The 322-nt window shown below is 68.0% G+C and carries 1 pseudogene; it reads left to right on the forward strand.

Annotation, left to right across the window (positions count from 1 at the left end):
- Positions 1 to 142 precede the first annotated feature (142 nt).
- A pseudogene (locus SB773_RS30780) lies at positions 143 to 322 on the forward strand (alpha-hydroxy-acid oxidizing enzyme); the annotation flags it as partial.

The raw sequence follows: 322 nt of genomic DNA on the forward strand, positions 1-322 counted from the left end.
GGCCGGTGGAGGCCACCGCCATCGGCAACGTCCTGGTGCAGGCGCGCGCCGCCGGCCTCCTCACCGGCGACCTGGAGACGCTCCGCGCCCTCGTCGCCCGGACCACCCCGATCGTCCGTTACGACCCTCGATAGGATCCCTCATGGTCACCCGTCAATTTCCGAAGCCGGTGGAACTGCTGGAGTTGATGCAGTTCAAGAAGCCGGAGCTGAATCTGAAGAAGCGGCGCCTGGAGTCGGCGCTGACGATCGAGGATCTCGCCAGGATCGCTCGCCGCCGGACGCCGAAGGCCGCGTTCGACTACACCGAGGGTGCGGCCGAG

The sequence above is a fragment of the Bacillus sp. SIMBA_074 genome (genome assembly GCF_046534555.1).
Classification (GTDB): Bacteria; Bacillota; Bacilli; order Bacillales; family Bacillaceae_G; genus Bacillus_A; species Bacillus_A mycoides.